This window comes from Pantoea sp. AG1095 (assembly GCF_003208415.1).
GTDB classification, from domain to species: domain Bacteria; phylum Pseudomonadota; class Gammaproteobacteria; order Enterobacterales; family Enterobacteriaceae; genus Pantoea; species Pantoea leporis.
Window position 1 is genome coordinate 1147029 of sequence record NZ_QKMJ01000001.1, and the last position, 13233, is coordinate 1160261.

Here is a 13233-nt window from a genome sequence, read left to right on the forward strand (position 1 = left end):
TACTCTCCCTGAGGTCTCAGCGCGCCGCGCTGGCGTTACGCAGTGGCGAAGAATGTGGCTCAAAACCTGGCAGGTAGCGCAGCACTGACAAATCATCTGCGGCAATCGCCGGTTTCTGACCAGAAATTAAATCAGCCAGAAGCTGACCGGAACCACAAGCCATCGTCCATCCCAGCGTACCGTGACCGGTATTGAGATAGAGATTGGAGAGCGGCGTGCGCCCGACAATCGGCGTACCGTCTGGCGTCATCGGACGCAATCCGGTCCAGAACGTGGCCTGTTCGACAAAACCGCCTTCAGGATAGAGATCGCGGACCACCATCTCCAGCGTTTCGCGTCGTGCCGGCAACAGTTTGGTGTTAAAACCAACAATTTCTGCCATGCCGCCCACGCGAATGCGATCGTCAAAGCGCGTTACCGCCACTTTATAGGTTTCATCGAGGATGGTGGAAACCGGTGCGGCGTCGGCATTCTTGATTGGAATCGTCAGCGAATAGCCTTTCAACGGGTAAACCGGGATGGCGAGAATGTCTTTCAGCAGCGCGGTTGAATAGGAACCGAATGCCACCACGTAAGCATCGGCTTTGATCACTTCATCGCCACACTTCACGCCATAAATGCGATTGCCCTCACGCAACAACTGATCAACCGAGGTGTTGTAGCGGAAGGTTACGCCCGCCGCCGCTGCCATCGCAGCCAGACGTTGGGTGAACAGTTGGCAGTCGCCGGTTTCGTCGTTAGGGAGACGCAAACCGCCGGTGAGTTTATGCGCCGTGGCCGCCAGCGCAGGTTCGACATTTTTGAGCTGATGCGCTTCCAGCAACTCATAGGGCACGCCCGCATCGCGCAGCACGGCGATATCTTTGCTGGCACTTTCGAACTGTTGCTGAGTGCGGAACAGCTGCAGCGTGCCGCCCTGCCGACCTTCATAGGCAATGCCGGTGCTGGCGCGCAGCGTTTTCAGGCAGTCGCGGCTGTACTCCGCGATGCGCACCATGCGGCTTTTATTCTCTTGATAGTGCTGCATGTCGCAGTTTCGCAGCATATTCCACATCCATTCCAGCTGGAATTTGCTGCCATCGAGACGTACCGCCAGCGGCGCGTGACGCTGGAACATCCATTTAACCGCTTTCAGCGGAACGCCCGGCGCCGCCCAGGGCGCAGCATAGCCCGGTGAAATCTGTCCCGCATTACCAGCGCTGGTTTCCAGCGCGGCGGCAGGTTGACGATCGATAACCGTGACCTCATGTCCGGCCTGCGCCAGATACCATGCGCTCGCTACCCCAACCACACCACTACCAAGAATCACTACGCGCATAAGCCCCTCGTCGCAGCAAAAGAATAATTAACTATTAACCCAGCCCAACACAGCATAACCCGACCGCTATTGAAATCTTACATTCGACCGACTTATTTCACATGTTTTTTACCTGACTGCACACTGAAATCATGCAACAGCGGCAAAATCAGGATTTTTTATGCCTTAAATCCCTTAATCAGCCATTTATTATGCGGAAGGGAGCGGTTTTGACTTTTTTCAGGAGAAAGCGCCGCAGTCATACAATCCACTTATAAACAGAGCATTATTCTGCAAAATGAAACCTAACCAACACTTGTCATCAGTATCGGCTTAACTAACGCTTTTTGAATGATTTTCTGCCAAAAGAATTCGATTGAGATTCAGTTTCGGATAGGCGACAGTGGACTATCATTGAAGTGTTCGCTCAGTTTTTTGGGCCATCTTTACTCAGGATGAGGCCTTAAACGATCGTGACAGGTAACCCCTGCCGCTTGCAAAACAGAGGTGCGCTATGACGACAATCTTTGACGAGCCAACCCGCAACAGTAAACGACTCAGTGATGGTCCCGACTGGACCTTCGAACTGCTGGATGATTATCTGGCTGAAATTGACCGCGTAGCCAAAAGTTACGGACTGGAAACCTATCCGCACCAAATTGAAGTGATCACCTCCGAGCAGATGATGGATGCCTACTCCAGCGTGGGTATGCCGATCAACTATGCGCACTGGTCGTTCGGCAAGAAATTCATCGAAACGGAACAGCGCTACAAGCATGGTCAGCAAGGCCTGGCGTATGAGATCGTCATCAACTCCAATCCGTGTATCGCCTATTTGATGGAAGAGAACACCATGACCATGCAGGCGCTGGTCATGGCGCACGCCTGTTACGGTCACAACTCTTTCTTTAAAAATAACTATCTGTTCCGCAGCTGGACCGATGCCAGTTCGATTGTGGATTACCTGCTGTTTGCGCGAAATTACATTACCGACTGCGAAGAGCGCTATGGCGTGGAGGAAGTTGAGCGGCTGCTCGATTCCTGCCATGCGTTGATGAACTACGGTGTGGATCGCTATAAGCGTCCGCAGAAAATTTCGCTGCAGGAAGAGAAGGCGCGCCAGCAGAGCCGCGAAGAGTATTTGCAGAGTCAGGTGAATACGCTGTGGCGCACCCTGCCGCGTAAAGAGAAAGAGTCGGTGCACGTTGAGGCATCGCGCTACCCTTCTGAACCGCAGGAAAACCTGCTCTATTTTATGGAAAAAAATGCGCCGCTGCTGGAATCCTGGCAACGTGAAGTGCTGCGCATTGTTCGCAAAGTTAGCCAGTATTTTTATCCGCAGAAACAGACGCAGGTGATGAACGAAGGCTGGGCCACTTTCTGGCACTACACCATCCTTAATCATCTGTATGACGAAGGCAAAGTGTCGGAACGCTTTATGATGGAGTTCCTGCACAGCCATACCAACGTGGTGTATCAGCCACCGTATAACAGCCAGTGGTATAACGGTATCAACCCGTATGCGCTGGGCTTCGCGATGTTCCAGGACATTAAACGCATCTGTCAGACACCGACCGAAGAAGATCGCTACTGGTTCCCGGACATTGCCGGTTCCGACTGGCTGAAAACCCTGCATTTCGCCATGCGTGAATTCAAGGACGAAAGCTTTATCAGCCAATTCTTGTCACCAAAAGTGATGCGTGATTTCCGCTTGTTCACGGTGATGGATGATGACCGCAACAATTTCCTCGAAATTGCGGCGATCCATGATGAAGCGGGTTACCGCGCCATTCGTCAGCAGCTGTCGGCGCAGTACAATCTGAGCAATCTGGAACCTAACATTCAGGTCTACAACGTGGATTTGCGTGGCGATCGCTCACTGACGCTGCGTTATGTGCCGCAACAGCGTGCGCCGCTCGATAAGAGCCGCAAAGAAGTGTTGAAGCATGTCCACCGTTTATGGGGCTTTGATGTGATTCTGGAACAGCAGAATGAAGACGGCAGCGTCGAGTTGCTGGATCGTTCGCCCACGCGCGGCCCAACGTTATAAGGAAAAAAAACCGGACTGTCGAAGTCCGGTTTTTCTTTTATCGCTTGCTGGCTAAATCGTCCGGCATGCTTTTCTGCATCTTGTGCCAAATCTCACCGCTGCGGCGTCCGTATTCACGCACGCTATCGACAATCTGCTCCTGCGAAGGATTGGCCACGCACAGGTCAGCCAGCTGGCGATAGAAGTTACGCGCCAGTTCACGCGCTTCCAGACTGGAGAAGTAGTGACGACCAACGCGGGTATACAACCCTTTCAGGCCATTCAAAATCAGACCATAAATCGGGTTACCTGATGCAAACGCCAGGCCGCGGAACACGCGATAATCCAGCTCGGTATAGGCTTCGGCTTTGTCTTCCTCGATCAGGGCATTTTCCAGCACTTCGCGCGCTTTATCAGGATGATGACGCAGCGCACGGCTGATAAAAATCGAAGAGATGTTAGTCCGCACCGACAGCAGATTATCAATCAACTGGGGGACGCTATCGTGATCGAGTCGGGCCAGGGTTTCGAGGATGTTTAAACCGGAGGTTTCCCAAAAATCGTTAACGCGCGTCGGTTTACCATGTTGAATGGTCAACCAGCCATCGCGCGCCAGACGCTGCAATACTTCACGCAACGTGGTGCGGGTCACGCCAATCAGTTCAGAAAGCTCACGTTCGGCAGGTAGAATGGATCCCGGCGGAAAACGACTGTTCCAGATACTTTCAATAATATACTCTTCCGCAAATCCCGCGGGGCTCTGCGCCTTAATCACCATAGCATTTATTTCTCGTTGCTTTCTTTATCGTAATGCGACTCATCATACCAGAGCGGCTATAGCGGAAATAGCCTGCCAACCGATTAAAAGCGCGCGCTGTCGCAAAATTCAGCCGTGAATTCAGATGAAACAACGCAGGCAAGCACACGTTTGCGCTGCGCCCGTGGCTTGCACTTATCGGATGAAGCGCATGGCCGGATCTTTTTTGGCCTCAACGCGACTTAAGTCATTTTTGTACATGATTTTTTCCCTTTACCTGGCTGGCACGGTTGCGCTTTTGGTTTACACTGCGAAACATTAACGGTTACAGGAAAAGCAATATGTTGCGATATTTGAATCAATGCTCGCGTGGACGCGGTGCCTGGCTTCTGCTGGCCCTGACGGCGCTAGCGTTTGAATTGACGGCGTTGTATTTTCAGCACGTCATGGGGCTGCAACCCTGCGTAATGTGTATTTATGAGCGTTGCGCGCTGTTTGGCGTGATGGGCGCGGGCATCGTGGGTGCGATTGCACCGAAAACCCCGCTGCGCTGGGCGGCGATCCTCATCTGGATTTATAGCGCGATTGAAGGCACTCGTCTCTCTTACGATCACACCATGATTCAGCTGCATCCCAATCCGTTTGTCACCTGCGACTTTGCCGCACGTTTCCCAGCCTGGTTGCCACTGGATAAATGGTTGCCCTCGGTGTTTGTGGCCAGCGGTGACTGCGCCGAGCGCGGCTGGACTTTCCTGACCTGGAGCATGCCGCAGTGGATGATCGTGATATTCGGCGCTTATCTGCTGATGGCGCTGCTGGTGTTGATTGCACAACCGTTCAAACCGAAACGCCGCGATCTGTTCGGACGTTAAACACAAAAAAACAGGCAGCCTTGGCTGCCTGTTTTATGTTTAACCGTTGCGATCCGGTCGATCGATTATATGCTCTTCCCAATCCCGCACTTCACTCTCACGCACAGCAATAAAACGCACTGAAATGCGCTGCGCATGCATCGCCTTTTTAGAACCGGCGATCAGCGGATGCCAGGCCGGCAAGGTTTTCCCTTCCCCTAACACGCGATAGGCGCAGGTACGCGGCAGCCATTCAAAACTGGTGAGGTTTTCACGCGTCAACTTGATGCAATTCTCTTCTAACTCAAAACGATGCTCGTAGTTACGGCATTGGCAGGTTTTGATATTCAGCTGATTGCAGGCCACGTTGGTGAAGTAGATTTCGTCGGTATCCGCATCCTGCAACTTATTCAAGCAACATTGGCCGCAGCCGTCGCACAGGGATTCCCACTCTGCGTCGTTCATTTGGTCAAGGCGTTTAGTCTGCCAGAAAGGTTGTTCAGTCATGATGGCGGTCCGGGTTAGCAAAGAGACCGCACCTTATAAAGGTTCAGGTGCGGTGATGCAAGTTTTACAGAACGCGCGTCGAAATACCGTGACCCGCCAGCGATACTTCCAGCTTGTCGCCAGAACGCATCGGGCCAACGCCTTCAGGCGTACCGGTCAGCACCACATCGCCCGCGCGCAGGGTGAAATACTGGCTCATGTAGGCAATTAACGGCAGAATTTTGTGAATCATATCGGCGGTCGTCCCGTGCTGACGCACTTCGCCGTTAACCATCAGCTTCAGTTCGGTGTTCTGGGGATCGCCGCTGAACTCAGCAACCGGAATAAAACCTGACAGCGGACACGAATTATCGAAACCTTTGGATTTTTCCCACGGTTGGCCCGCTTTTTTCAACCCGGCCTGCACGTCACGTAAGGTCAAATCCAGCGCGACGCCATAACCGGCAATCGCCTTCGCCACATGCTCTTCGCTCGCCTGCTTCAGCGTCGAGCCAATCAGCACCGCCAGCTCCACCTCATGATGCACTTCACCAAAATTTGCCGGGATTGACAGCGGCTGGCGCAGATCGCACACCGCGGTTTCCGGTTTGATAAACACTACCGGTTCGGTTGGCGTGGCACTTCCCATTTCCTTTATGTGCTTTGCATAGTTGCTGCCGACGCAAACCACTTTACTGACCGGATAATCCAACAGAGCGCCCTGCCAGTTACGATGCTGATACATGCTATTCCCCTGCTTTGGTTGTGTTTGCCGCCAGTGCATCTGGCGATGAGTCTGGCTCAGAGCCGGAACGCGGCACGCTGAGGTGGAATATATTAGCGGGTTTATGGCGGCAGGCGTGGCGGAAATTGTCAAAAGTCATTAATCGTGTACAACAAAATCAGCTAAACGCCCGGATAATTGCCCGCAATAAAAGGTTAAAGCGGGCAGTTAATTAACGCAAATAGCACTGATTATTTCTACAGGATATATTTACAGAGGAATCTGAATTAATCTTTTTTACCCTGATCGAGATGAATGTTGAGCAGACTTTCAACCGGCGGTGGAATTTGCAAATAAAAGCCGTGATCGCTTAAACCTTGCTTAACTTTATTGATATCCGCGTTAGCCAGCTTGTCACGCTTATCCAGTGACAGCACCATGGCCAGCTGGGGTTTGCCGAAGCCACGCAGCAGTTCTTCCGGCACCCGTGAGAAATCGTCTTTTTTTTCAACATACAGATAAGTCTGTTCACGTTGCGGGCTTCTGTAGATCACACAAAACATATTTTTTACTCGAATTAACCGATGGCGTCACTTGCCTGAATATAGCAGTAACTATAACATGCTTGCAGAACTTCGAATATTGACCGTTTGATGTTATTGCCGATTTTATCGGCGTACATTTAAGGGTCGTAAAACAGGACTGAGTCAGCACAGATGTCGCAAACGCCAATCGAATTCAAGGGAAGCAGTTTTACCCTGTCAGTCGTTCATCTGCATCATTCGCAACCCGAGGTGATTCGTCAGGCGCTACAGGACAAAATCGATCAGGCACCGGCCTTTTTGCTGAATGCGCCGGTGGTGCTAAATGTATCAGCGTTAACCGGCGACATTAACTGGAAACAAATGCAACAAGCGGTGATGGCGACCGGTCTGCGTATCGTGGGTGTCAGCGGATGCAAAGATGAAGCCCTGAAAAAAATGATTGCCCGCGCGGGCTTGCCGGTGCTCTCTGAAGGTAAAGAGAGCCGCAAACAAGTCGCGGCGCCGGTCGCTGAAGCCGCGCCAGTTGTTCCGGCGGTGGTGGCGGATGCCGCCAGTAAAACCCGCATCATTAATACGCCGGTGCGTTCGGGCCAGCAAATTTATGCGCGCAATGCCGATCTCATCGTCACTAGTAGCGTCAGCGCCGGGGCCGAACTGGTCGCCGACGGTAACATCCATATTTACGGCATGATGCGCGGTCGCGCGTTAGCCGGCGTCGGCGGACAACGCGACAGCCAGATTTTTTGCACCAACCTCGCCGCAGAGTTGGTCTCTATTGCCGGAGAATATTGGATGATCGATCAAATCCCGGCGGAATTCTTTGGTAAAGCGGCGCGCCTCAGCCTGATAGAGGGCGCGCTTACCATTCAGACACTTAATTAAGCCCCTTTTCTTTCGTTAAGGAAATCAACATTTATGGCACGCATTATTGTAGTTACATCGGGTAAAGGGGGCGTTGGCAAGACCACGTCAAGCGCGGCCATCGCTACCGGGTTAGCGCAGAAAGGCAAAAAAACCGTCGTCATCGATTTCGATATCGGTCTGCGTAACCTGGATTTGATCATGGGCTGTGAACGCCGCGTGGTGTATGACTTTGTAAACGTCATTCAGGGCGATGCAACGCTGAATCAAGCGCTGATTCGCGACAAGCGCACAGAGCAACTCTACATTTTGCCGGCTTCACAGACGCGCGATAAAGATGCACTGACGCGTGAAGGCGTTGAAAAAGTGCTGAACGATCTGGCGGCGATGGAGTTCGACTTTATCGTCTGTGACTCACCAGCAGGTATTGAAACCGGCGCGCTGATGGCATTGTACTTCGCCGATGAAGCCATCATCACCACCAACCCGGAAGTCTCTTCAGTACGTGACTCCGACCGTATTCTCGGCATCATCTCTTCGAAATCCCGTCGTGCAGAGAACAGCCAGGATCCGGTGAAAGAGCATCTGCTGCTGACCCGTTACAATCCTGGCCGCGTAACCCGTGGCGATATGCTGAGCATGGAAGATGTGCTGGAAATTCTGCGCATTCCTCTGGTTGGCGTCATCCCGGAAGATCAATCTGTCCTGCGCGCCTCTAACCAGGGTGAGCCGGTGATCCTCGACGCAAACGCTGACGCCGGTAAAGCCTATGCTGATACCGTAGATCGCCTGCTTGGCGAAGAACGCCCCTTCCGCTTTATCGAAGAAGAGAAGAAGGGTTTCCTTAAACGCCTGTTCGGGGGATAACCAATGGCATTACTTGATTTCTTTTTATCCCGTAAGAAGAACACAGCCAATATAGCCAAGGAAAGGCTGCAGATTATCGTAGCCGAACGCAGAAGGGGCGACAGTGAGCCCCACTATCTGCCGCAGCTGAAGCGCGATATTTTGGAAGTGATCTGTAAATACGTAAAAATTGACCCGGATATGGTGACCGTTCAGCTGGATCAGAAAGGGGATGATATCTCGATCCTCGAGCTCAACGTGACACTGCCGGAGCCGGAAGACGTTCCTAAATGATTAAAGCGGTTTCCTGATTTTCCCCTGCGGTGTTGCGCAGGGGAAAATGCTCGCATTAAAGTGCCTGCAGAATCTCGTCGATACCTGCTTTCAGCAAGTCGCCCCGCCAGCCTGTCTGTAACTCAGGTGTGCGCGACGCTTTTTTCAATCCCCAATGCACGCTCAGCACCTGATTAATCTGCCGACGTGATGCCAGCAGTTCCTGGCTGAAACCACTCTCTTCACTCACCTGTTGCACCAGCGCTTTAATGGCTTTAAACGCCTGCTTGTAGTGTGGGTGGTCGATCAGATTGGGCAGCGGCTGCGGCAAGGTCGCTTCATCCTGCGCCTGCGCTTCAGCCACCAGCGCCACCATCACTTTACCGTGGAAGCGGATTTCATGGCCGTTCAGCCCTAAATGATCCAGCTCGCCAAGGCTGCCCGGCATAAAGCGCGCCACTTTCCACAGATTCTCTTCGCGCACCACGAAGTTCACCGCCATATCTTTCTGACGCGCGAGGTTTAAACGCCACGCGGCCAGACGTTGCAACGCCGCAAGCTGACGCGGACGCAGTTGCCACGCATTGGTGATGTCGCGCCAGGCTTCTTCCGGTTGCAGCACATCCAGTCGGCGCTGGCACAGCATATTGCATTCGCTTAACGCCGCCGCCATGTTGCCGGCTTCTTCAGTTTGCGCCACCAACTGATGGGCAATCGGCAGCAGATAGGCGACATCGGCGGCGGCATATTCACATTGACGTTCGGTTAACGGACGCGCCAGCCAATCGGTACGCGATTCACTTTTATCCAGCTCGATTTGGTTGAAATGCATCACCATTGAGGCAAAGCCCCACGACAGCGCCTGGCCGGTAAATGCCGCCAGAATTTGCGTATCAATCATGGGATCGGGCAGGCATTTAAAGCGATGCAGGAATACTTCCAGATCTTCGCCACCGGCGTGCAGGAATTTGGTGACCTGCTTGTCCTGCAGCAGCGCCACAAACGGCGTCCAGTCACTGATATTAAGCGGATCGATCAGGATCAGCTGGTCGCCATCAAACAGCTGAATCAGGCCGAGCTGCGGATAGTAGGTGCGGGTGCGCACGAATTCAGTATCCAGCGCCACGGCGGCGTGCTGGCGTGCTTTCTCGCACACGGCGGCCAGTTGGTCATTTTGGTCGATCAGGGTGTAATTCACGTTGTCTTTCTCGCTGCGGCAAACAACGCGCAGCGCTCCATGTTAAAAGCAATAAAAACGCCGGACTGTGCCGGCGTTAACCTGAGGAGAATGGCGCGTTACTGCCCTTCTCGCTTCGCCTCATCACGCAATTCGCGACGCAATATTTTGCCGACGTTGGTCTTCGGCAACTCGTCACGAAACTCGATAATCTTCGGCACTTTGTAGCCGGTGAGCTGGCGACGGCAATGATCCAGCACTTCTTCTTTCGTCAGTGAAGGATCTTTCTTCACGATGCACACTTTTACCGCTTCGCCCGACAGATCGCTGGGAACGCCAATCGCCGCGGCTTCACGCACTTTCTCATGCTGCATCAGCACATCTTCGATCTCGTTAGGATACACGTTAAAGCCTGACACCAGAATCATGTCTTTCTTACGATCGACGATGCGAATAAAGCCTTCGCTATCAACGGTAACAATATCACCAGTATGCAGCCAGCCATTTTTCAGCACTTCATCGGTAGCGTCGGCGCGCTGCCAGTAGCCGGTCATCACCTGCGGACCGCGAATACACAGCTCGCCCGGTTCACCTGGCGCCACATCCTTGTCTTCATCATCGACGATGCGCACATCGGTGGACGGCACCGGCAAACCGATGCTGCCGGTATGACAGGTAATGTCATACGGATTCACTGACACCAGCGGCGAACACTCGGTCAGGCCGTAACCTTCCAGCAGATAGTGTCCGGTGAGTTTTTCCCAGCGCTCGGCAACCGCTTTTTGCACCGCCATGCCGCCGCCGGCTGACAGGCGCAGCGTAGAGAAATCGAGCTTATTGAAATTGGCATCATTCAGCAGCGCATTGAACAAGGTGTTCACGCCGGTAATGGCGGTAAACGGGAACTTGCTGAGCTCTTTAACAAAGCCGGGAATATCGCGCGGATTAGTGATCAGCAGGTTGGTGCCGCCAAGGTCAAGGAACAACAGCCCGTTCACCGTCAGCGCGAAGATGTGATAGAGCGGCAGCGCGGTCACCACTTGCTCTTTGCCCGGACGCAGCAGCTTGCCGTAAGTAGCTTTAGTCTGTTCCAGATTAGCCTGCATATTGCGGTGCGTCAGCATCGCGCCTTTGGCCACGCCGGTGGTACCGCCGGTATATTGCAGGAAAGCGAGATCGTCGTTGGTCACGGTTGGGCGTTGATAGGTCATCTGTTCGCCCTGCGACAAGGCGCTGCGGAACGGGACCGCGCCCGGCAGATGGTATTTTGGCACCAGCTTTTTCACGTATTTAACGACGAAGTTCACCAGCGTGGCTTTCACCGGCGCCAGCTGATCGCCCATACGCGTTAACATCACATGTTTGATCGGCGTTTCGGCCACCACTTTTTCCAGCGTGTGGGCAAAGTTCGAGACGATCACTATGGCGCTGGCGCCGCTATCAACGAGCTGATGCTTGAGTTCACGCGGCGTATAGAGCGGATTGACGTTGACCACCACCATGCCAGCGCGCAGTACGCCAAACAGCGCGACGGGATATTGCAGCAGATTGGGCATCATTAGCGCCACGCGATCGCCCTGCTTTAACCCTAAACCTTGCTGCAGCCAGGCGGCAAAGGCGCGGCTTTGCTTTTCCAGCTGCCGATAGGTCATCGGCTGGCCCATATTGATGAAAGCCACCTGATCGGCGTATTGCTCTGTTGCGTGCTCGAAAAGATCGACCAGAGAAGCGTAACGATCCGCATTAATTTCCGCAGGAACATCTGCCGGATAGCGTTTGAGCCAAACCTTATTCAAAGAATCACCCCGATAATTCTGTTGCGTAGCCATCGCCGCCTCGACAATCAATGTTGTTAACAATATTTTAACTGATTGTACCAGTTTGCCTGTTTCGGCATTTTCAGGTTGCGAAGCGCATCACTAAATTTCGCGCATCGGTTGCGCGCCCAATAAAAAGGCCCGTTCGCACGCACCGCGACCGGGCCGTAAATAACACCATTAATAGCTTATTCGGTGAGGATAGTTTGCACCTGCGCCGGTTGGCCGAGGTTCATACCCCAATAAGGATTGGGTCCCCAATATCCCGGACGATGGCGCGTTGGGCCATACCAGATGTAGGGATCAATCGGCTGCGGCGGCGTCATCACCTGTTGCGTCAGATGCCAGCGCTGATAGCCGCGCACATCGATCACCACAAAGTTGTAACTGGCCTTACCGATATCGCCTTTCTCGGTGCCTTTGATGTTGCCCAGCACCGTGATGTATTGGTTATTCAAATCGACCGGATCGACAAAGCCGCGGATGTCAGCAAAGATGCGGCCAACCGAAGCTGCGCCTAAACGCGGACGCGCGCTCTCATCCAGCGGCTGGGTCGCAATTTCCACGCGCGTTAAGCCGTTGAGATTGGTGACCTTCACCACTTTCCCGCCGAAGCGTGATTCCTGACCGACAAACAGTTGCGGCGCGTTCATCACGCGCAGTAAATCTTGCTGTGGAAGCTCAGAACTTCCTTTAATTGAATCTGGCACCGAAACACAGCCGCTGAGCAGCATTGCGCAGGCTAACAGAGCGCCAGACATCCCTTTACGACTTATTGGCATAGCACTTCTCCTGTTATTTCTCTGATTAGACTGAGCACGCGAAGATAAGTTGCGCGCGGCCTAGCGTCCCGGCAACTTTTTCCATGCCACTTCATTGCGCAGATAAACCGGCTCTGCATTCTCCACCGCAACTGCTTCATCACGCTGCCAGGCGCTGAGCGCCAGCGGCAGCATATCTTCTGCTGCGGGTAACAATACCTCTGAGGCGATAAGCTGCGCGCCTGGCGAGGTGAGCAGATGCGGATAGGCTTGCCAGCCGGTGCCAACAGCCGTCCATTCGCCACCTAATGCGGCAATACGTTGCTGCGCCACGTCGGGTTTGATCACCGCTTCGGTTTCCGCACCCTGCCATTCACCGTTTTCGTCGCGCTGATATTCAGCCCAATAGAGTTCGCCCATGCGCGCGTCGATTGCAGCCAGCACGCGCGTCGCGCCGGTCAAACGCCACGCGCCCTGCGCCATGGTCGCTAACGAGGAGACGCCAATCATCGGCAGATTCGCGCCAAGCGCCAGCCCTTGAGCAATACCAATGCCGATACGCACACCGGTAAAACTGCCCGGTCCACGGCCAAACGCCAGCACGTCAAGCGCGGTCAGCTCCAGCTGCTGCGCCTGCAACAGCTCCTGCACCAGCGGCAGAATACGTTGGGTATGATCGCGCGGGGCGATTTCAAAGCGGGCATCAATCTGCTGCAGATTTTGCAGCGCGGCAGAACAGGCTTCTGTCGCCGTGTCCAGGGCTAAAATTCGGGCGGACATAACAACCTCAGAGAGTCAAAATGGCGCGC

Annotated in this window: 14 protein-coding genes; 5 read left to right on the forward strand and 9 right to left on the reverse strand. The window is 53.6% G+C overall.

The annotated features are described in order from the left end of the window. Positions 1-16: 16 nt before the first annotated feature. Positions 17-1318 carry a D-amino acid dehydrogenase gene (locus tag DEU53_RS05440; protein WP_101764206.1) on the reverse strand — a complete coding sequence of 434 codons (1302 nt, stop codon included), beginning with the start codon at positions 1316-1318 and terminating at the stop codon, positions 17-19. A gap of 493 nt (positions 1319-1811) precedes the next feature. On the opposite strand from DEU53_RS05440, the gene DEU53_RS05445 reads away from it, so the two are divergent. Further along, complete coding sequence (locus DEU53_RS05445) at positions 1812-3347, forward strand: SpoVR family protein (RefSeq protein WP_101764205.1); 1536 nt, start codon at positions 1812-1814, stop codon at positions 3345-3347. Between the two features lie 37 nt (positions 3348-3384). Here the strand turns inward: DEU53_RS05445 and fadR are convergent, their stop codons facing one another. Beyond that, entirely contained in the window at positions 3385-4104 is a 720-nt protein-coding gene (gene fadR / locus DEU53_RS05450; protein ID WP_101764204.1) for a fatty acid metabolism transcriptional regulator FadR, read from the reverse strand. Positions 4105-4424: 320 nt separating this feature from the next. Here fadR and dsbB point away from each other — a divergent pair, with 320 nt between their 5' ends. After that, positions 4425-4955 (forward strand): disulfide bond formation protein DsbB, encoded by a 531-nt coding sequence (gene dsbB / locus DEU53_RS05455; protein WP_110866279.1) that lies wholly within the window; start codon positions 4425-4427, stop codon positions 4953-4955. A 39-nt stretch (positions 4956-4994) separates the two neighbouring features. Here dsbB and DEU53_RS05460 read toward each other — a convergent pair whose 3' ends face one another. From DEU53_RS05460 to DEU53_RS05470, 3 genes are all read right to left on the reverse strand, one after another. After that, entirely contained in the window at positions 4995-5441 is a 447-nt protein-coding gene (locus DEU53_RS05460) for a YcgN family cysteine cluster protein (protein ID WP_008110381.1), read from the reverse strand. Positions 5442-5505: 64 nt separating this feature from the next. After that, positions 5506-6165, reverse strand: coding sequence for a fumarylacetoacetate hydrolase family protein (locus DEU53_RS05465; protein WP_101764202.1), 660 nt, complete (start codon positions 6163-6165; stop codon positions 5506-5508). 266 nt (positions 6166-6431) lie between these two features. Continuing rightward, entirely contained in the window at positions 6432-6707 is a 276-nt protein-coding gene (locus DEU53_RS05470) for a YcgL domain-containing protein (RefSeq protein ID WP_110866280.1), read from the reverse strand. Positions 6708-6860: 153 nt separating this feature from the next. Here DEU53_RS05470 and minC point away from each other — a divergent pair, with 153 nt between their 5' ends. The 3 genes from minC to minE are packed head-to-tail and all read left to right on the forward strand — an operon-like array spanning position 6861 to position 8690. After that, entirely contained in the window at positions 6861-7571 is a 711-nt protein-coding gene (gene minC / locus DEU53_RS05475; RefSeq protein ID WP_110866281.1) for a septum site-determining protein MinC, read from the forward strand. Between the two features lie 33 nt (positions 7572-7604). Then, on the forward strand, positions 7605-8417 hold the full coding sequence (minD, locus tag DEU53_RS05480) for a septum site-determining protein MinD (RefSeq protein WP_007889662.1): 813 nt from the start codon (positions 7605-7607) through the stop codon (positions 8415-8417). A gap of 3 nt (positions 8418-8420) precedes the next feature. Continuing rightward, on the forward strand, positions 8421-8690 hold the full coding sequence (gene minE, locus DEU53_RS05485; protein WP_007889661.1) for a cell division topological specificity factor MinE: 270 nt from the start codon (positions 8421-8423) through the stop codon (positions 8688-8690). A 55-nt stretch (positions 8691-8745) separates the two neighbouring features. Here the strand turns inward: minE and rnd are convergent, their stop codons facing one another. The 4 genes from rnd to tsaB all read right to left on the reverse strand — a co-directional run bounded on the left by rnd (position 8746) and on the right by tsaB (position 13204). Then, a complete protein-coding gene (gene rnd / locus DEU53_RS05490) occupies positions 8746-9867 on the reverse strand; it encodes a ribonuclease D (protein ID WP_110866282.1) in 1122 nt (373 codons plus the stop codon). Between the two features lie 98 nt (positions 9868-9965). Next, positions 9966-11642, reverse strand: coding sequence for a long-chain-fatty-acid--CoA ligase FadD (fadD, locus tag DEU53_RS05495; RefSeq protein WP_146001316.1), 1677 nt, complete (start codon positions 11640-11642; stop codon positions 9966-9968). Positions 11643-11851: 209 nt separating this feature from the next. Then, a complete protein-coding gene (locus DEU53_RS05500; protein WP_101764197.1) occupies positions 11852-12445 on the reverse strand; it encodes a Slp family lipoprotein in 594 nt (197 codons plus the stop codon). A 60-nt stretch (positions 12446-12505) separates the two neighbouring features. After that, positions 12506-13204 carry a tRNA (adenosine(37)-N6)-threonylcarbamoyltransferase complex dimerization subunit type 1 TsaB gene (gene tsaB, locus DEU53_RS05505; protein WP_101764196.1) on the reverse strand — a complete coding sequence of 233 codons (699 nt, stop codon included), beginning with the start codon at positions 13202-13204 and terminating at the stop codon, positions 12506-12508. Between the last annotated feature and the right edge of the window lie 29 nt (positions 13205-13233).